Source organism: Amycolatopsis roodepoortensis, assembly GCF_024628825.1.
GTDB classification, from domain to species: Bacteria; Actinomycetota; Actinomycetes; order Mycobacteriales; family Pseudonocardiaceae; genus Amycolatopsis; species Amycolatopsis roodepoortensis.
The window spans coordinates 1,107,840-1,126,558 of sequence record NZ_CP102415.1; the positions used below are offsets into that span (position 1 = coordinate 1,107,840).

General features: G+C 70.1%; 14 protein-coding genes. 5 read left to right on the plus strand and 9 right to left on the minus strand.

From position 1 onward, the window contains the following. The 4 genes from NQK81_RS05300 to NQK81_RS05315 are packed head-to-tail and all read right to left on the minus strand — an operon-like array spanning position 1 to position 5,971. Positions 1–528, minus strand: a complete 528-nt coding sequence (locus NQK81_RS05300) for a hypothetical protein (RefSeq protein WP_126736976.1) — start codon at positions 526–528, stop codon at positions 1–3. Between the two features lie 58 nt (positions 529–586). Continuing rightward, entirely contained in the window at positions 587–3,604 is a 3,018-nt protein-coding gene (locus NQK81_RS05305; protein ID WP_257487290.1) for an ATP-binding protein, read from the minus strand. A gap of 1 nt (position 3,605) precedes the next feature. Continuing rightward, entirely contained in the window at positions 3,606–4,661 is a 1,056-nt protein-coding gene (locus NQK81_RS05310) for a hypothetical protein (RefSeq protein WP_257487291.1), read from the minus strand. Continuing rightward, positions 4,658–5,971 (minus strand): hypothetical protein, encoded by a 1,314-nt coding sequence (locus NQK81_RS05315; protein ID WP_257487292.1) that lies wholly within the window; start codon positions 5,969–5,971, stop codon positions 4,658–4,660. The genes NQK81_RS05310 and NQK81_RS05315 overlap by 4 nt, the downstream gene beginning before the upstream one ends. Positions 5,972–6,124: 153 nt before the next feature. On the opposite strand from NQK81_RS05315, the gene NQK81_RS05320 reads away from it, so the two are divergent. Continuing rightward, positions 6,125–9,109 (plus strand): 3-keto-alpha-glucoside-1,2-lyase-like domain-containing protein, encoded by a 2,985-nt coding sequence (locus NQK81_RS05320; protein ID WP_257487293.1) that lies wholly within the window; start codon positions 6,125–6,127, stop codon positions 9,107–9,109. Positions 9,110–9,304: 195 nt separating this feature from the next. On the opposite strand, the gene NQK81_RS05325 is transcribed toward NQK81_RS05320, so the two are convergent. The 3 genes from NQK81_RS05325 to NQK81_RS05335 all read right to left on the minus strand — a co-directional run bounded on the left by NQK81_RS05325 (position 9,305) and on the right by NQK81_RS05335 (position 13,294). Next, the gene (locus NQK81_RS05325) at positions 9,305–11,098 is read right to left on the minus strand and encodes a carboxypeptidase regulatory-like domain-containing protein (protein WP_257487294.1); all 1,794 of its coding nucleotides are present in this window, start codon (positions 11,096–11,098) and stop codon (positions 9,305–9,307) included. A gap of 77 nt (positions 11,099–11,175) precedes the next feature. Next, on the minus strand, positions 11,176–11,922 hold the full coding sequence (locus tag NQK81_RS05330) for an EI24 domain-containing protein (protein ID WP_257487295.1): 747 nt from the start codon (positions 11,920–11,922) through the stop codon (positions 11,176–11,178). A gap of 28 nt (positions 11,923–11,950) precedes the next feature. Next, complete coding sequence (locus NQK81_RS05335) at positions 11,951–13,294, minus strand: FAD-binding protein (RefSeq protein ID WP_257487296.1); 1,344 nt, start codon at positions 13,292–13,294, stop codon at positions 11,951–11,953. Positions 13,295–13,375: 81 nt separating this feature from the next. Between NQK81_RS05335 and NQK81_RS05340 the strand changes: the two genes are divergently transcribed. Together NQK81_RS05340 and NQK81_RS05345 are read left to right on the plus strand one after the other, a co-directional pair. Further along, the gene (locus NQK81_RS05340; protein WP_257487297.1) at positions 13,376–14,548 is read left to right on the plus strand and encodes an MFS transporter; all 1,173 of its coding nucleotides are present in this window, start codon (positions 13,376–13,378) and stop codon (positions 14,546–14,548) included. Continuing rightward, complete coding sequence (locus NQK81_RS05345) at positions 14,545–14,982, plus strand: Dabb family protein (RefSeq protein ID WP_257487298.1); 438 nt, start codon at positions 14,545–14,547, stop codon at positions 14,980–14,982. Before NQK81_RS05340 ends, NQK81_RS05345 begins: the two co-directional genes overlap by 4 nt. On the opposite strand, the gene NQK81_RS05350 is transcribed toward NQK81_RS05345, so the two are convergent. Continuing rightward, entirely contained in the window at positions 14,962–15,957 is a 996-nt protein-coding gene (locus tag NQK81_RS05350; protein WP_257487299.1) for a hypothetical protein, read from the minus strand. The two genes, NQK81_RS05345 and NQK81_RS05350, sit on opposite strands and share 21 nt — an antisense overlap. A gap of 12 nt (positions 15,958–15,969) precedes the next feature. Then, positions 15,970–16,818: a hypothetical protein gene (locus NQK81_RS05355; RefSeq protein WP_257487300.1), complete on the minus strand. Its 849-nt coding sequence runs from the start codon at positions 16,816–16,818 to the stop codon at positions 15,970–15,972. A 120-nt stretch (positions 16,819–16,938) separates the two neighbouring features. Here NQK81_RS05355 and NQK81_RS05360 point away from each other — a divergent pair, with 120 nt between their 5' ends. Both NQK81_RS05360 and NQK81_RS05365 read left to right on the plus strand, forming a co-directional pair. Beyond that, positions 16,939–17,511 carry a TetR/AcrR family transcriptional regulator gene (locus tag NQK81_RS05360; RefSeq protein ID WP_257487301.1) on the plus strand — a complete coding sequence of 191 codons (573 nt, stop codon included), beginning with the start codon at positions 16,939–16,941 and terminating at the stop codon, positions 17,509–17,511. 8 nt (positions 17,512–17,519) lie between these two features. After that, positions 17,520–18,668 (plus strand): SGNH/GDSL hydrolase family protein, encoded by a 1,149-nt coding sequence (locus NQK81_RS05365; RefSeq protein WP_257487302.1) that lies wholly within the window; start codon positions 17,520–17,522, stop codon positions 18,666–18,668. Positions 18,669–18,719: the final 51 nt, after the last annotated feature.

The window sequence follows — 18,719 nt, forward strand, 5'->3', positions numbered from 1 at the left end:
CTACGCGATCGGGCCGAACACGGCGACCTTCGCCGGGTCGGCGGGGTCGACGCGGGCTTCGTGGCGGGTGCCCGGCGCGTACTGCTGGATCGTCGCCAGCGGCGTGATCAGCTGCGTCACGGTCCGGTACGTGGTGCCGTCGGCGCGGGTGACCTCGAGTGTCGCGGTGTACTGCGCCTGCCCGGCGATCTTCCGGCCGGTCGGCTCCAGCTCGCGGATCACCAGGGTGGCGGGCTCGCAGGTGTCGTAGAGCCGCCGCAATTCGGTGCCGTAGGCCTGGAGTTCCTGCTGCTGACGCAGTTGCTCGTCCATCGGCAGGGCAAGGAACGCCGCCATGTCCGGGTCGGCGTTCAGGCTCCGGAAGGCCTGCGCGGCCAGCTGCGGGGTCGGCAGCTGCGGGGTGATGTCGTGGCCCTGCGCGGCGGCCGCCTGCCGGAACTGCTCCGCGTGGCGCTGGAAGTCCTGCGCGCCCCGCGCCATGCCCTGCTGCGTCGCGTCGTTGATCTTGTCGCGGATCTTCTTGAACATCGGGTGCCGCCTCTCGCCGTGTCGTTCGTGCTGGACACAGCTTCGGCGGACCGGTCCGCTACCGAACCCAGGTTTTCCCGTCGTCGGTCGCGTCGAGGCAGGTCAGCGCCGCCCAGAAGACCGGCGAGGCCGCGGGTTCGGGCTTCTCGCGCCAGCGGGCGAGCCGGGACCGCTGCCAGGCGCACAGTTCGGTGACCGGATCCTCGCCGGCGAGCGCGGTGTCGACGGCGATGACGAGTTCGGACATCGGGTCCGAACCGGGCACGGCGGCGGAGGTCGGCAGCGCCCAGACCGTGGCGGCGACCAGTCCCGCTCCGGCGGCGACGGCGGCGAGCAGTACTCCGAACGGTTCGGCCAGGCCGAAATCGCTCGCGCTGGCGCAGCCGATCAGCGCCACCCGTGCGGGCATGGTGTCCATTTCGGACAGTGCGAGATCGGCGGCGGTGAACGGCCGGTGCGTTCCGATCGGCGCGGCGGTGCCGGGAAGATCGGCGGAACAGGACAGATGCAGCGCGGTCTGCGCGCCGTACTCGTCGCGGACCCGGCTGACGTGCCCGACGAACACCAGCCGCGAACAGGGGCCGGCGAGGAGTTCGGCGAGCAGACGGCGGTCGGTGTCGGTGCGGCGGACCAGATCGAGCCCGCGTCCGGCGGCGGGCAGGACGGGGCCTTCCGCGAGCCGCGCGTCGAGGTGGCGGATCAGTGGCGACGCCGGCTCCTGCTTGCCGAGCACGGAACCCAGCTCGCCGAACGCACTCTGGCCCGGGATCCGCGGGTCGAGCAGGTAGATCGGCGGGCCGTCGGCGGCGGGCGGACGGCGCGGGATCGCGGCCGGGGCGAGCAGCGAGACGTCGGCGACGTCGAGAACGCGCTCGTCACCATCGAAACAGAGGCCGATCTCGTCGATCTCCAGAACGTGGCCGGCCCGCCGGTCGGGCAGGGCCAGCAGTCCCCACGGGACACCGGCCAGGCTCGGAGACGGCTGGATCCGCAGGAGCGGGCGGGTTTCGGCGCGCCGAAGCCTCTCGACCAGGTCCGCGGGCAGAAGGTTGAGGGCGAGGACACGCGCCAGGCGTTGCTCACCGGCGAAGCTGCCGAAGGCGTCTTCGCTCAGTGAGCGGCGGACGGCGTCGGCCACGCTCTCGCCTTCCCGCGGTGTGGGGGACGCGGCGTCCAGGCACTGGCGAGCGGTCGCGACCAGGGCGAATTCGATCGGATGGGTGTGGACGGTGTCGAGGTCCTCGGTGGTCCGCCAGGTGAGGAAGGTGTGGCCGGCGTCGGCGTAGCGCAGGAGGAACGTCTCGCGTCCGGGCTTCGCGGACGGCCAGGTCTCGACGGTTTCGGCGACCGCGCGCGGCAGCCGATACCGCTCGGCGGCGAGCCGGAGCCACGGGTCCAGCTCCATGGGCGACGAAGGTGACCAGCGCAGCGCGGGTGGCGGGGCGAGCCGCAGCGGAAGCGACGACGTCACGGAACCCAGTGCCGCCAACGGAAGTCCTTCGGCGACCGGACCCACTTCGAGAGCCGGCAGTCCGCCGGTGAGATCGAGCGAACGACCCTCCACGCCCGTGTACGCCCCGACGGCGCAGGTGCGCTCGATCAGCTCGGCCGCCAGCCTCGGTTCCTGGAGCCGGGCCAGCAGCGCCATCAGCATTTCGGTCGCCGGCCCGGCGACGTCGCGAGCCCAGGCCGTGCGTGCCTGCGGCGAGGTGAACTCGAACCGGTACTCCGCCGCCGCGAGCGCCAGCGGGAGCAGCAGATCCAGCACGGCCGGGAGGTCTTCGCCGTGGGCGAAGCCGATCGTGGCCGCCACGAAATCCGTGTGCAGGCGGTCCGGCCAGTCCCCCGACGTGCGCGTCGACTCCCGGGCCCGGGTCACATGGTCGTTCGCCCTCGCCCAGTCGCCTTCGGCCATCGCGCAGCGGGCCAGCGCCACGTCGAGACGCCGCAGGCCCGGAACGTCGGCGTTGGCCGTCCAGATCTTTCCCGCGTGCTCGAACTGCGCTCTGGCCTGCGCGACGTCACCCGCCATCAGGAGCAGGGTGCCCAGCGCGTGGCTCGCCTCCGCGACATCTCCGTTCAGGCCCGCGTCCGCGAGTTCGTCGCGGGCGGCGACGATCGCGGCGACCGCTCCGGGGAAGTCACCTCCGAAGGCCCGGTCGGCCGCCAATTCGATACTCGCCCTTGCGGCCAAGGGACGGCCTTCGTGCTGCGCGCTCAGCCGCAGAAGATCCGCGCGCGCGTCGGCGTCTTCGCCACCCGCTTGCCGGACACGGGCCCGCTCGGCTCGTGCCATCGCCTGCAGCGCCGCCACTTGCCCGCGGACCTCGTCGATCTCCGCGATGGCGTCCAGCGCCGTCAGGATCTCCTCGATCGCGGCCCGCGCGCCCGCCATGTCCCCGGCGGCGATCTGGACGCGCACGTCGAAGATCCGCAGCTCCAGTTCGTCCGCGCCGTGCACGTCGAGCAGCTCGGGCGGGTACTGGTCCGGCCCCTCGGCCTTGCGCAGCGCCGCCCGGTGGCGTTGCCCGGCGATCAGCTCACGCGCCTTGGCGACGTCACCTTCCTCCGTGCACAAGGAGATGAGCACGCGCTCGGCGACCTCCCGGGAGCCTTCGATCATCCGGAGTTCGACGTACTGTCCATAGTGGACAATGGCGGTGGTGCTCACCTTGAAGGCCTGGAGGACGGCCTCGGCGCACTGTCTCGCGTTGCGGAGGTCACCCGCCGAATAGCAGACGGTGGCCAGGTCGCTGACGGCGGCGAGGTCCAGATCCGTCCGGTCGAGCCGCTGCGCGATCTCCCGCATCTTGCCGTACGCCCGGTGCGCGCCGGCGACGTCCCGGGTGACGGCGAGCCGTTTGGCCTTGTCCTGGAGCTTGACCGCGTCGACGAGCAGCTTCCGGTACTGGCGTTCGGACAGCGAGCACGCGGGCAGCTCGCCGTACGGTGCCGGGTCGAGCCCGAAATACCGCGCGACACAGCGACAGTTGTAGCCGTGCGAGGTCGCCGGACCCAGCTCGGGCGGGAGCGGCCGGTCCGGCCGGTTCCGGGGCGGTGGCATGCCGACGAGCACGTCAGAACTCCTCGTCGGCGGAAGCGGCCGCCGCCCGTTCGGCGAGCGTCCTGGCCGCCGGAGGACGCGCCCGGACGAGCGCGACCACTTCGGCCCGGTCTTCCACCGTGGTCCCGGCGACGCCCTCGTCCGCGACGCCGACGGCGACCGTGATCTGTCCACTATGGACTCCGGCGGCCAGCCGTGTCGCGGTTTCGTCCAGCTCCGCCGTGCCGGAGAAACGCCCCGGGCCCAGCTCCAGCGGCACCTCGGCGAACAGCTCGCCCGCGTGCCTCGCGAACGCGGTGATGGCCGCGTCGGCGAACGCGCCCGCGACGACGACTTCGAGCCTGGCGGCGGCCGCGGCGGCGACGATCCGCCAGGTCACCGTGTCCTCGCCGGCGTCCAGGATCCCGGGTGGGACCCGCGCCCAGTCGATGCTCGCGTGTCCGGCCGCCAGTACTCCTTCGCCGGGTGCGAGCGGATCGAGACCCGCGGCCAGCGCGTACGCGCGTTGGCCGGGTGTCGCCTTTTCCAGCCGGGCCGACATTTCCGCCGCGGCCTCGGCGCGCACGACGTCGTCCTCGCCGTCGAACCAGGCGGCGAGACGGGCGCACAGTCCCCGGACTTCCTCCGCGACCGGCGGGGCCGCCGCCAAGAGGGCGTCCTCCGCGATCGCCGCGTCGAACAACTCGGCCGGGGAAGCTTCGAACCCGTCGAGAAGACCTTCGGCCAGGTCCTCGACGTCGGCCGTCGCGACCGCCGTTTCGAGGTCCAGCAACGCCGGGTCCAGCGAAGGAATCCCGAGCGACGGGCCGGCGGGCCACCAGCGACGGAGCCACAGCAGCAAGGCGAGCCTGCCGAGTTCCGGCCGGGCGGCGACTTCCGCTTGGCCTCGACCGAGTGCGACGAACGTGGCTTCCGCGCCGACGAGCCGCGTCAGCCAAGGTTCGGCGGCCCCCGCGTCGGTGAGTTCGACGTGCATCGTGGCGGTCCGGCCGGCGAGGAGGTCGGCCAAGGCGAAGCGGATGAGCGCGCCGTCGGCCGCGATGACTGGTGTGTGCACCGGATGCGTCACGACACGGCCTCCAGATCCGGCAGCCGGGCCATGAGCGCGCGCCGCACCTTCGTCCGCAAGTCCAGCGAGGTCGAGCGGACCACCCCGGTGACGAGGTCGCGCACATCGGCGGCATCGCCGGGCAGATCGCCGCGGACGTCGAAACCGTGCAGCCGGACCCACAGCCTGCCGAGGAAGTGCTTGGCGAACTCGCGAAGATCGCGCAGGAGTTCGGCGTCGGGCCGCGGAGTGAGCGGTGTGGCACCGGCCAGGGCTCGGCGTGCGTGCAGGACGTACCCCTCGCGGGCGACCTGCGCATTGAGCTGCCGCGCGAATTCGGGAACCCCGGCGGGAGCCGCGCCGTCGAGCGGTCGCAACGCGGGAGCGAGGACGACACCGAGCGCGAAACACGCGGCCAGCGCGGGTAAACCGAGCCCGAATCCGGCGGCGACCCTGGTGAGTTCGTCGTCGACGAGGTCTTCGACGGAAACCCGCTCGTCCGGCGGAAGACGGCGCAGGGTCGCGCGTACCCGCCGTTCGACACTGCGCTCCAGGAGTTCGGTGCCCGTTTCGCCGCTGCGGTTCAGCGGCGGGACGGCGGTGCGATCCCCGCGCTGCAGGCCGAGATCCGGTGTGCGCAGCCCGGAAATCCCTTGGACGACTTCGCTCAAGGCGCGGGCTCCGCCCGGCTCCCGCAACATCAATCCGAGAGCGTGCCCGGCGGCCGAATCGGCGAGAGCACGCCAGGTGGAGTCGGAAAGCCCGTCGACGAACGCCCGGAGCGCGGTGATGTCCTGTGGTACGGCGGGTTCGGCGTGCCAGCGGCGCCGCAGTTCGGCGGTCAACCCAGCCGAGTGCCGCGGATCGGCGAGGTACGCGGTGAGCTGATCGACGCCTACCGCGCCGCCCTCACCGTGCAGGTCCCGCAACGCCGCCGCGGCCGTCTCCGCCGCGTCCGGTCCCGGCGACCCGAACCCTGTCGCCAATTCGTACGCCAGCGGGAAACACACGTCCTGGACGTTGCCCGCCGTGATGCGCAGAGCGCGGCGCTGCCGTTTGAGGTGGGTGAACCACGCGGCCGTCGCGCGCAGCCTGTCCGCGTCGGCCAGCAGCATTTCCGTCAGCTCGGCCGCCGTGGCCGGATCCAGCACCGGGCGGCCGAGCCGGGGCCGCGCTGCGGTGCGGATCACCAGCGGGTCGATGATCTTCTTGATCGTCCGGGTCAGCGGACCGCCGTCGGCCGACGACAGGACCTCCACACCGTCGATGCGTTCCCAAGCCTGCGCGAGAACGGCCGAACGCAGCCGGGACTCGTCAGATCCCCTGGTCACTCGCCCTCCCCACGCTCCGGCCGCAACTCTAGCCGAGGGACCGTTCGGACTAACTTTCGTCCGTTCTGTACACACTTTCGTTGACTTCAACCGAAAGTCCTCTTAGGTTCAGCGTCGTCACAGAGTGCTCCGCCGCCGACCCGAGGAGCAACGATGCTTCCGTCCGTCCGCAAGCGCTTCAGCCGGTCCATCGTCGCCTCACTGGCGCTGGTCACGGCAGTGTCCGGGCTGGTGACAGCCCCGGCACAAGCGGCCATCCCACCCCAGCAACCCGGTGTCACGCTCCGCACGTACGACCTCCAGCGCGAGCTCACCAAGCTCTGCGCGATCAAATCCGGCCAGACACCCAACGTCGACAAGCTGATGCCGACGATCAACTGGACCGCCACCGCCGACTTCGGGCTCAACGAGCAGTTCGTCTCCGAGGTCATCGGCAACATCAACATCGCCACCGCCGGGCAGTACGAATTCCGGCTCACCAGCGACGACGGCTCCCGGCTCCGGATCGACGGCCAGACGGTGATCAACCACGACGGCCTGCACGGCGCGACCCCCGCGACCGGTTCGGTCCAGCTGGGCACCGGGTATCACGCGCTGCGGATCGACCATTTCGACAACCTCCACGACCAGCAGGTCACCCTCGAATGGCGGCCACCGGGCGCGGCGGACTTCGCGCTGGTGCCGAATTCGGTGCTCAGCACCGACGCCGACGTCGTCCGGGTGACCTCGCCGGGGCGCAAGGAATGCGAGGGGGCCACGGATTCGCCCGGCGACGGCCTGCCGCTGAACGGCGTCCACCCCGGTTTCACGCTGACGAATCTGCGTCCCGAGGGATTCCAGCCGCAGGTCACCGGCATGGACTGGCTGCCGGACGGGCGGCTCGCCATCGCGACGTGGGGCGGCTCCGACAAGGTCCTCGGTGAGGTCCACCTGCTGAGCAACGTCAGCGGGAACACCGACCCGAGCAAGGTCCGCACCCAGCGCGTCGCCAGCGGGCTGAAGGAACCCATGGGCGTCAAGTACGTCGACGGCAAGCTGTACGTGTCGGAGAAGACGCGGCTCGTCGAGCTGAACGACACCAACGGCGACGGGGTGACCGACGACTACCGCACCGTGGCCACCTGGCCGTTCGGCGGCAACTTCCACGAGTTCGCGTTCGGCCTGCTGTACAAGGACGGCTTCTTCTACGCCAACCTTTCCGTGTCCATCAACTACGGCGGCGCCACCACCGACCCGCAGCCCGCGCCGAACCGCGGCACGACGATCAAGGTCGAAAAGGCCACCGGCAAGGTTTCCTACATCGCCGGCGGGCTGCGTACGCCGCACGGCATCGGCTGGGGACCGGAAGGCGACGTCTTCGTCACGGACAACCAGGGCGGCTGGCTGCCGGCGAACAAGCTGGTGCGGGTCAAGCAGGACCGGTTCTTCAACCACTACACCAATCCCCCTGGCCCGTTCGACTCGAAGCCGGTCACCGCGCCGGTGTTGTGGTTGCCGCACAACGAGATCGCGAACTCACCGAGCAATATGGTCATGTTGTCGCAGGGTCCGTTCGCCGGGCAGATGGTGTACGGCGACGTGACCTACGGCGGGCTTCAGCGAGCGTTCCTGGAGAAGGTCAACGGCGAGTATCAGGGCGCCGTTTTCCGCCTCACGCAAGGACTCGAGTCCGGTGTCAGCCGGATCAGCCTCGGCCCCGACGGCACGATCTACACCGGCGGGATCGACGGCGGCGGCAACTGGGGCCAGCCCGGCAAACTCGCCTACGGCCTCCAGAAGGTGACCCCCAACGGCACGAACGCCTTCGACATCCGCGCCATGCGGGCCGTCGCGGGCGGGTTCGAGCTGGAGTACACCCAGCCGCTGTCGGCCGAGACCGCGCAGAACCTCGCGGCGAAGTACCAGGCCCAGCAATGGCGCTACCAGCCGACCTCCGCGTACGGCGGACCGAAGATCGACGAGCAGACCCTGTCCGTCACGTCCGCGAGCCTCTCGGCCGACCGCAAGAAGGTCACGCTGCAGATGTCGGGATTGAAGGCAGGGCACGTGGTCCACGTGCGGTCGCCGCGCCCGTTCGCGGCGGAATCCGGTGCGGCGCTGTGGAGCACCGAAGCCTGGTACACGTTGAACTCGCTGGTCGGTGGACCGGCGGCGAGCACCACCTACGAGGCCGAGCGGGCCGCGCTGAGCGGTGGCGCCGGGACGAACACGAACCACGCCGGCTACACGGGCACCGGGTTCGTCGACGGCTACTGGAACCAGGGCGCCGCGACGACGTTCACCGTGAACGCGCCGAAGTCCGGAGCCTTCGACGCGGCCCTGCGCTACTCGAACGGCCCGGATCCGGCGCCGGGGACCAAATCGGTGACCGTCTACGTCAACGGGACGAAGGTGAAACAGGTCCGGCTCGCCAGTACCGGCAACTGGGACACCTGGAACACGCAACCCGAGACGCTGAACCTGAAAGCCGGGCCGAACACGATCTCCTACCGCTACGACACGGGCGACGCGGGCAACGTCAATCTCGACAGTCTCACCGTGACCGAGTCCAAGCGGATCCAGTTGTTCAAGGGCACCGATCTGAACGCGTGGGAGAAACGCGCGGGCGGCGCCGCGACCTGGCCGGTGACCGGCGGTGCGATGGAGTCGTACGGCGGGGACATCCGCACGAAACAGCAGTTCGGTGATTTCCGGCTGCACGTCGAGTGGAACGAACCGAACTATCCGCCCGAGGTCACCGGACAGGCCAGGGGCAACAGCGGCGTCTACCTCCAGGAACGCTACGAGCTACAGGTGCTCGAATCCTTCGGGGACACCACGCTCGCCAACAACGAAGCGGGCGCGATCTACTCGAAGAAGGCACCTGACCGGAACATGGCGACGGCTCCCGGAACCTGGCAGACCTACGACGTCACCTTCCGGGCCGCACGGTTCGACGGTGCCGGGAACAAGACCGACAACGCCAGGGTGACCGTGGTCTGGAACGGCGTCGTCGTCCACAACGACGTGGCGATCGACGGCGGGACGGGCGACAGCATCCCGGAGAGCGCGGCACCAGGCGCCATCCGGCTGCAGGACCACGGGGATCCCGGCGAGAACCCGCGGTTCCGCAACATCTGGATCGAGCCCATCGGCTAGGACGTCCTGATCCGTGAAGGCCTCCTTCCCTACCGTGAGGGTAGGGAAGGAGGCCTTCACGACGGCGCGGATGGCGCTATCGCGTGACTGACCGGATCACGCGTGTCGTCCATCCAGTCACGGGACAACACCCGCTGGACCTCGTGAGTGATCCGGGTCGCTGGAACGACCCGGATCACTCACGACCAACCTGCCTCAGCGGCGGCAGGGGCCGAGGTCCACTCCGCCGGTGGTCTGCCCGGCGACGACCGGAATCGGTGTGGCGGAAGCGAAATCGGCCGCGTCGCGGTGCCAGCATTCACGGTCGGTGTAGTACCTGATCTTGACCTTCTCCGTGGTGAGGCCGTTGACGGTGTACTGCCCGTTCGAGTCCGGCGTGGTCCAGTCGACGATGTCCCCCGTGCGCGCGTTGTAGGTGTACACGTACCCGAAGGTGGGCTTGCCGTCCGCGCCGAGGATCCGCCCGGTGACCGAGCCGTTCGGCACGAGCGCGGCGTTCTCGGTCACCGTCGTGCCGGGCCGCACCCGCACCGGAGTGGCGGCGAACCGGTCCGCGGCGCCTCCCGACCACTGCCACGCGTAGTCGCCTCGGGACGACGCGAACTCGAGCGGCCACTTGTACGGTCCGAGACCCTTGATCGTGTAGGTCCCGTCGCTCCGGCTGCAGTTGACGTCGAAGCGGAAGCCGATCCGGGGGTCGACCGCGTACGGATAGACGCAGACGCCGCCCACCGGAGCCGCCGTGGCGCGATCGGTGACCTTGCCGGTGATCGTCCCGGCGGGATCCATCCTGATGTCCGGCGTCGTGACCACCTTGCCGAGTTCGGCGGTGACCGTGCGGGCCTGCCCGATGTCGCCGGTGCCGCCGTCCGTCCCGGCCCACTGCATGCCGTACCGCTCGTCCAGCGACTTGACCAGCAGCTTGTACGCGCCGGGCTCGATCGGCCCGATCACCAGCTTCCCGTTCTCGTCGCTGCAGTGGTACAGGTAGTCGGCGTCGAGGACACCGACGACCGGAAGGGCGTAGGTGTCGACGCAGACCCGCGCCAGCGGTGCCTTGGTCTTTGCGTCCCGCACGGTGGTCACGATCGAAGCGGCGGGTTTCATCGACGCCCGGAATTCGGTCGTCTCCCCCGGGGCCAGATCGACCCGCTCCCCGTTCACCGGCTGGTAGGAACCGTCCGGCCCCCAGACGCTCAGCGTGTAGTAGCCGAACGGCGGCATGTCCTCGTAGAGCATGACACCGTCCGCGCCGGCGCATTTCCGCAGCTGCGGCGGGTGCCCTTGTTCGACCTGCGAGCACGCACCCGCGACGGGCGCACCGGTCTTCTCGTCCGTCGCGACGACCCGGAGCTTTCCGTACGGTGCGATGGCCTCGTCGACGACGGCGACCTGGTCATCGGCGACGGTGAAGGTCTCCGCCTCCGGGAAGCTCGCCTTCTGCCGGATCCATTGCGTGCGATCGCCGTAGGTGATCGCCATGGTGTAGGTGTCCGCCTTCACGCCGCTGAAGGAGTACGTGCCGTCCGCCGCGGTGAGGACCGTCGACCACCACCGCTGGTTCTGGTCGGTGAGGCTCACCGACGCGCCCGCGGCGGGCTTTCCCTGGTCGGTGATCTGCCCGCGAACGGTGGCCGTGCCCTTCCGCAACCCGAAGTCCAGTCCGTGCGGCAGGTCCAGCACCTCCGCGGCGAGCGCGCTTCCCTTGTTGTAGGCCCAAAGTTCGGCGTATCCGGCGGCGGTCGCGCGTGCCTTGTACTTGCCGGGAACGACGCCGGGGATCTCGTAGCGGCCGTCCGTGCCCGCGCATCCCGAGCCCGTCTCCTTCAGGTCGAGATCGAACAGCGTCACGCAGGCTCCGGCGATCGGCTCTCCGGAGTCCGCGGCTTTGACCACCCCGGACACGACTCCTTCGACGGCGACGGCCGGACCGGTCGTCAGCAGGGCCGCGATCGGTATGGCGGCGGCCAGGAACAGTGCTCTCTTCATCGGAAGCTCCCCTCAGTGTCCGCCAAACGATGGCGCCGGGGAGCCGCGGTGTCTGCGTCATCTGACACAGACGAAGCTCAGTCCGCCTCCGCCGCGAGGACCTCACGGGCGACGAGCACGCCACCGACGAAGCCCACCGGCATCACGATCAGCGCGGCGAACGGGATCAGGCACAGCAGCGACACCGGAAGCCCCAGCCCGAGGGCGAGCGCGCGGTGCCGTCGCAGCAGCGGCCGCCGCTGCTTCAAGCCCATCCCACGCCGGTAGAACGGCACGGCGATCAGCTCCAGCGCGAGGAACCACGCCGTCACCAAGGCCAGCAGGACCGGCACGACCGTTTGCCCCACCACGGGGATGAAGCCCGCGATCAGCAGCGGGATCGTGAACAGCAGCGAGCGGAGCACGAGCGCGAGGCCGTCCTTCAGGCCTAGCACCAGCAACCGCCACCACGACAGGTCCACCGCGCCGGGCACGCCGCCGAGGTCGTCCTCGACCTTCTCCGCGATGTGCTCGTAGAACGGACCGCCGACGGCGAGGGTGATCGCCGTGAACCCGATCATGGCGATGGCCAGCACCGCCCCGAACACCGCGACGCCGACCGCCACCCGGATCGTCGTCTGCCAGCCCGGCGACCAGTCGTCGGCGAACGGGGTGATCAGGAGCGAGAGATCATCGATCCAGAACGCCAGCGCGACGATGCCGCCGATGAGCAGCAGCGTGGTCAGCAACGCGGGCAGCGCGCCGATCAGCAGCAGTCTCGGCGACCGCAGAAGGATGCCCAGGCCTTGCCCGAACATCCGGAAACCCCTGAAGAAATCCCGCATCGGACATTTCTACCAGTGGCCGCGGACCTCAGGGCACCCGCAGGCACTGGCCGGGGTTGAGCAGGTTCCCCGGCGCGTACCGGGCCTTGGCACCGGCGAGTTTCGGCCAAGCCTCGCCGAAGTGCGCGCGCCAGTCCTCTGTGGACATCGGCAGCGCGTTCGACGGGTAGACCTTCCCGCCGAGGTCGCGTGCCTTCCGGTAGAGGTCCACATTGAGCTCCAGCAGGCGTGCGTTGTGCAGCGGATCGCGGGGCGAACCGACGCGCAGCGGCGAGAACAGCCAGGAGATTTCCCCCGGCGGCACGGCGAACAGCGGAGTCTTCAACCGGTCGTTCCGCACCGGGTAGAGCAGGACCAGCCCCGTGGCACCGAGTTCGCGTTCACCGGTGGCGGCGAGGGTTTCGGCGACGAACCGCTCGACCGTGTCGTCGGTGAGGAACACGTTCAGCCACGGATGCGGATGGAACCAGCTTCCTTCCGCACGCAAGGCCGCCTCCCCGTCGGCCATCCGGTTCAGGAAGTCGAAATACCCCGTGTCCTCGGCTTCGGATTCGCCGAAACCGAGCGAGTCCAGCAACGCGGCCTCGTCCGGCCCGGCGGGCGGCGAGTAGTAGGCGACCGCCTCCAGCATGTACCGCCACCCGTCGCCGACGGGGATCAGCTGGCCCTCCACGTAGTCGAAACGGCCGTCACGGACGACGGCGCGCTGGTCCGCCAAGAACGCCGGAAGCGAGTCGTAGTAGAGCTTCCACCGCCGGGCCCGCGCCGGGGCCGGGGTCAGCCGCAGGGTCGCGCGGGTGATCACCCCGCATTGCCCCAGGCCGCCGAGGACCGCGTCGAACAGATCCTCGTCGCTCTCGCGTGAGCAGGTGATCACCTCTCCGGTACCGGTGACGACCTCCAGCGCCTCCACGCCGTCGGTCTGGGTGCCGTGGTGGTGGGTGGCGCCGCCGATCCCGCCGACCACCAGCGTGCCGGCGACCGTCAGTTCGAGGTAGTCGGTGAGCACCGGAGGTGCCAGCCCATACGGCAACGTCGTCTCGAGCACTTCCCGCCAGCGGGCGCCCGCGTCCACCGACACCAGTTCGCCGGTGACCACCCGGTGCGGCGGCAGCGAAGTCATGTCCAGCAGGATCCCGCCCTCGACCTGTCCCTGCCCGTACGGCGAATGCCCGGCTCCGCGGGCGGCGACCGGCAGTCCTCGCGCGGCGGCGAACCTGAGCACGAAAGCGACGTCAGTCGCCGAGGCCGGCCTCACGACCAGCCCCGGCCTGGTGTGGATCAGGTTCCCCCAGTCCTTTCCCGCGACGGACAAGTCGGCTTCGCCGGTGAGGATCTCTCCGGCGATGGCGGGCAGGATCTCGTCGGTCATGCCCGCACGCTACCGAGGGCGGGCGGACATAGGCGATTTTCACCGACGCGAGCCCCGGTGTCCCGCTGCGAGATTGATGGCGTGACGAACACCTTGGCGCCGACGCGGCGAGCCCGCGGCACCGTGCTGGCCGCGGCACCGCTGACCATCATGGCCGCGGCGATCATCGCGCCCAGCCTGCCCGCGATGCGGGAGGTCTTCTCCGGTACGCCCGGCTCCGATCTTCTCGTGCGGCTGACGCTGACCGTGACCTCCCTCGCGATCGCGATCAGCGCGCCGCTGTCCGGGATCGTCGCCGACCGCGCCGGACGCCGCCCCCTGCTCTTGACGGGCCTCGGCCTCTACGCGATCTCAGGTACGGCCGGATTCTTCGTGGACGACCTCTTTCTGCTGCTGATCACCCGGGTGGGGCTCGGCTTCGCCGTCGGCGGGATCATGACGGCGGTCAGCACCCTGATCACCGACTGGTTCTCCGGCGACCGCCGCGCCTCGTTCCTCGGGTTGCAGCAGGCTTTCGCGAGTCTCGGCGGGGTCGTCTTCCTCCCCTTGGCGGGAGTGCTGGCCACCGTGAGCTGGCAGGCGCCGTTCTGGATCTATTCGGTCTCGGTGATCGTGGCGATCTTCGCGATCACGTTCCTGCGCGAGCCGGTCCGGAGCGCTCCAGCGGTCGGTGAGCGCGAGCGGACCCGGCTGCCCGCTCGCGTCGTCGGCGTCTACGTCCTCGCGTTGGTGGTGACGCTCGCCTTCTACATGGCGCCGACGCAGTTGCCCTTCCTGCTGGAGGCGTTCGGCAGCGGTCCCGCGGTCGTCGGAGCCGTGGTCGCCGGGAGCACGCTGACCAGCGTCGCCGGTGCCCTGGTGTTCCCTCGCCTGCGTGAGCGCTTCAGCCCCACGGCGATCACCACGGCGAGCGTCGCACTCATGGGCGCGGGCTGGCTGGTGATCGGCACGGCGGGCACCGTCGGCCAGGTCGTGGCCGGGCTCCTCGTCGGAGGCTTCGGGGTCGGCCTCGTCGTCCCGAACCTCAACCTGCGCCTGGCCGACCTCGCCCATCCCGCGCACCGCGGCCGCGTGCTCAGCGGCCTGGTCGCCGGGATCTTCCTCGGGCAGTTCCTGTCCCCTCTCGTCGTCCAGCCACTCGTCCAGGGCATCGGCATCGCCGGCGCGTTCACCTGGACCGGTGCCGTCCTGGGCGCCGGAGCGGCACTCGCCGCTCTCCTCCCGAACCGGAACAACGGAAAGGAAACACGATGATCTACCACGGAAACCGTTTCACCCTGCGCCCCGGCGCTTCCCCGGAGCAGGTCGAAGAAGCCCTGGAAAGCCTCCGCAACCAGGGCCGGGTCATCCCCTCGGTGAAGTCCTTCGTCGTCGGCCGCGATTTCGGCGGCGACTACGAATGGGGCGCCGTCTTCGCGATCGAAGACCTCGACGGGTACTGGGAATACCTCATGCACCCGGCGCACCGGAACACCGACCGGGTCGGGCTGCCGCTGGTCGACCGGTTCGCTTCCTTCGACGTCACCGACGACCCGGATCCCGAGATGGGCGCGAAGATCGCCGAACTGCACCAGCGCCGCTACGACAACGACGCCGAGCTCACCTCGCTGATCTCCGATCTCGGCGAGTACTCGGGCAGCGCGGCGCCGGGAAAGCACGGAAAGGCTTCAGCCACCGTCCGCGAGTGAGCCACTGCCGTCGGGGCCGGTCACGATCACCCGGGTGCTCACCGCGGTGCCGAACGGGACGATCGTGACCTGCCACGTCCGCGGTTCCCCGACGTCGATGGTCTCGTTCGCCCGGCGCACCAGTGCGGGGACGCGGTCGGCCTTCAGCGCGCGGAGGTCGAACCGCGGCACCTGGGCGCCCGTCGGCGCGAAGACCACGGTCAGCCGCCGGTCCTCGACGACCGCGGTGATCACCTGTGATACGTCCGCGGCCTGCGCCAGCGAGTCGATCACCCGGCTCAATTCCCCTTCGCCCAGCAGGGATCGGCCGACGTCGACGGTCGCGGATCCCGACGAGGAGGTGGTCACGCCGGACTGGGTTTCTTCCGCCCGGGCAGGCTCTTCCGGCGCGAACAGCTCCACACGGAACAGGAACAGCACCAGCGCCGCGCCGAACAGGAACCCGAGGATGGCGAGCGCGGCGAACCCGCAGCCCTCCGGCGGTTCCTGCACCAGGCTGGACTCCGGAGCGGATTCGATCGTGGCTTCGGCCGCGCGCCGTTCCCACGACGGTGACGGCCGTTCCACGACCTCCGCCTTCCACGGCCGGTCCGGCGGGTACCGGACGACGAGGACGTCGCCCGGCCGGTAGTTGGGGATGTCGACCAGGTTGATGTGGTGGGCGACCTTCAGCCGGAAGGTGGCCATGCCTTCGGGGGCGACGGTGAAGACGAAGTCGACCGGGATGTCCCCGGTCTCGGTGCCCCCAGCACGGAGGCTTTCGATCTTGGCGAGTGCGACCACCGGAACGATCTTCGCCTCGCGAGCACGTCGCGGGGCCCCGGCGAGGTGGAGCAGGATCCCGTAGACGATCGGGAGTCCGACGCCCGTGACGATCAGCGGATCGTACTCGATGACGATGCCGGCGATGAACGCGCACAAGGTCGTCCCGCTGATGATCCCGGTCAGGAATCCGCGGACAAGGGTGAGCGGCATGAACACTCCAGTTCAGTTCGCGGGCAGCCAGTCGCTGAGGGCGGGGTGGCGGCGCAACGCAACGAAGATCTTCTTGTCATCGCCGGGTGCGGCGGGGTCGAACAGCACTTCCGCGCCGGAGATCGCGGTATCGCCGGTGCGGCGGGTCACCCAGTGCCGGACGCCCTCGAGGTCGGTGAACGACACCGTCACGTCCGCGCCGACGACCCGGCTGCCCGACTCGTCGCCTCCCCTGCGCACCTTCACTTCGACGATCGCGGCGGGCACCCGGCGGCCGTACCTCAACAGCCTTTCCCTGGTACGCGCCAGTTCGGCTTGGTGCCGCGAAAGCCGGATGGCGTACCACAGGACCAGCGATGTCAGGACGAGCAGGACGGCGGGCGCCCAGCTGTCGGCGTAGTACAGGAACCACGCCCAGATCCCCCACTTTTCGTCTTCGTGGAACACGGGGTCGACCGCCGTGCCGACGGCGAGCGGCGGAAGCCACCCTCGTGACGATTCCCAGAAGCCGAGCGTGCCGGCCGCGAAAGCCAGCACGGCCGGGAAGGCAGGCCCCGACCGCCGCCCGTGGTAACGCCGCATCGCGGCACTTGCGAGGTTGCCCGCCGCGAGACAACCGAGCAGGCCGAAGGTCCCCCAGATGGGGCCATACGGCGGCTCGCCGTCACCGCGGTCGTCGAAAACACTGTCGATCGCCATCGTGCGGAACTGCTCGAAGAGCGCGCCGAACCCGTGGCCTGCCAGGAACCCGCAGGCCAGGGTGACCACCGAGGCAAGGATCGCGCCCACGAGCAGGCGGCGATCTCCCCGCCACCGTTCGAGCCGGTCATCCCGGGCCTTGGCCGGGTCCACCGTGTTCATCACGTCCACCTCCGTTCGTCCCGGCCCCAGCCTCCTTCGACCCCGGCGCTACCGAACCCACGTTTCGGCTTCCTAATTGCGTTAGGCAATTCCCAAATGGACTATGGTAAGGTGGTGACCATGGCGCGAGCGGGACTGACGACGGAACGGGTGATCCGGGCGGGCGCGGAGCTTGCCGACGAAATCGGCTTCGAGCACGTGACCCCGACCGAGCTCGCGAAACGATGCGGCGTCAAGACGGCCAGCCTGTATTCGCACGTGAAGAACGCCCACGAACTGAAGACCGAGATCGCCCTGCTGGCCCTAGCCGAGCTCGCCGAGCTCGCCGCCACCGCGGTGGCGGGCCTGGCGGGCAAGGACGCGCTGATCGCCTTGGCGAACGTCCACCGCGACTACGCCCTCGAACACCCCGGCCGGTTCACCGCCGCGAGGTTCCGGCTCGCACCGGACAAGGCGGCCACCAGCGCCGGCGTCCGCCACGCCGAAATGACGCGGGCGATCCTGCGCGGCTACGACCTCGCCGAACCGCATCAGACGCACGCGGTCAGGCTGCTGGGCAGCGTGTTCAGCGGCTTCGTCGGCTTGGAAGCGGCCGGCGGTTTCAGCCACAGCACCCCCGGCTCGCAGGAGAGCTGGACCGAGATCCTCGACGCGCTCGACGTCCTGCTGCGCGCCTGGCCCCGAACGAAATGAACGGAAGAATGCTCACCACCCCGATCACCGCCGACCTCGTCCGCGGCGCGCTCGACCTCGAATCCACCGGACGCGGCGTGCTCCCCCACCGGCTGCCCGCGCGGGCCAGGCGGCAGATCCCCGACGGCCAGCTGACCATGGCGGAGTCACAACCTTCGGGCGTGCGGCTGGTCTTCCGCACCACCGCCTCCCTCGTCGAGCTCGACGTGCTTGCCACCAAACGGGTCTTCGCCGGCACCCCGCCCCGGCCCGACGGCGTCTACGAACTGCTCGTCGACGGCAGGCTCTCGGGGCAGGCGAGCGTGGCCGACGGCGACACGATCAGCGTCGACCTGGCCACCGGTGCCGCCCGGCACGAACCCGGCCCCGTGCGCACCCTGCGATTCGACGGCCTGCCCGGTCACGAGAAGACCGTCGAAATCTGGCTGCCGCACAACGAGACGACCCGCCTGGTCGCGCTGCGCACCGACGCGTCCGTCCACAGTGCACGGTCGAACGGCCGGAAGACCTGGTTGCACCACGGCAGCTCCATCAGTCACGGTTCCAACGCGGCGACCCCGACCGGGACGTGGCCGGCCACGGCCGCGGCCCTCGCCGGGGTGGACCTGGTCAACCTGGGCTTCAGCGGCAGCGCGCTGCTCGATCCGTTCACCGCCCGCGCGATGCGGGACACACCGGCCGACGTCATCAGCGTCAAGATCGGCATCAACGTCGTCAACGCCGACCTGATGCGGCTGCGCGCGTTCGGCCCGGCGGTGCACGGTTTTCTCGACACCATCAGGGAAGGCCACCCCGCCACGCCGTTGCTGGTCGTCTCGCCGATCCACTGCCCCATCCACGAACACACGCCGGGGCCGGGCGAATTCGATCCGGACGCCCTGCGCGAGGGGAAAGTGCGGTTCAGGGCCACCGGCGATCCGGCGGAGACCGCCTCGGGAAAGCTGACGCTCACGGTGATCCGCGACGAACTCGCCCGCATCGTCAAGGAACGGAGCGCGGCCGACCCGAACCTGCGCTACCTCGACGGCCTCGAACTGTACGGCGAGGCGGACCACGCCGAGCTGCCGCTGCCCGACGCCCTCCACCCGGACGCGGCCACGCACCGGCTCATCGGGGAACGCTTCGCCCGGCTGGCCTTCGACACCGCACTCACGTGATCAAAGACGTAACTCGCGTGATCAGAGGCCGCACACCCGAGTTCCGCGGCC